The organism is Pseudomonas sp. LJDD11 (genome assembly GCF_024584215.1).
GTDB lineage: Bacteria > Pseudomonadota > Gammaproteobacteria > Pseudomonadales > Pseudomonadaceae > Aquipseudomonas.
Genome location: NZ_JANJFL010000105.1, coordinates 1 through 591, shown reverse-complemented (window position 1 = coordinate 591; position 591 = coordinate 1). Strand labels below are relative to the sequence as shown.

General features: G+C 59.2%; 1 protein-coding gene. It reads right to left on the bottom strand.

The window, feature by feature from the left end; genetic code table 11:
• Positions 1–591: cytochrome c (locus NRB16_RS28990; RefSeq protein WP_257107581.1), on the bottom strand; the 591-nt coding region annotated here is incomplete at both ends.

Here is a 591-nt window from a genome sequence, read left to right as displayed (position 1 = left end):
GGTAGTGCGCCACGGCCTTCAGGTCTTCGTCAGTCATGTACTGCGTGGAGTTGTTGAACACGTCGGTCATCGAGCCGAAAACCACGGCATGCTGATTGCGACCTGTCTTGAGGAAGCGTGCAATGTCTTCCTCACTCCAGCGGCCAAGCCCGGTGTTTGGATCGTTGCGCAAGCTGGGCGCATACCAGCCATCCAGAAGCGCGCCGGAAACGAACGCCGGGCTGCGTTCGTCCAGGGCTTTCTCGTTCATGGCAAGGCCACGCGGCGTGTGGCAACTGCCGCAATGCCCAGGGCCTTGAACAATGTAGGCGCCGCGAAGCCACAGCGGATCTTTTGCGGTTTCAGCCTTTATATAGCTTCCGGAGTCGGTGAAGACCGTGTTCCACAACGCCAGCGGCCAGCGCATGTTCAGCGGCCACGGGATTTCGCTCGGCTGGTTTTCCTGTTTGACGGGTTTTACGCCTTGCATGAAGTAGGCATAGAGCGCGCGTATATCGTCCTGGCTGAGCTTTTCATAGGACGGATAAGGCATCGCCGGGTAAAGCCGATGGCCGTCACGGGCAACGCCCAGGCGCAATGCCCGGTCCAATT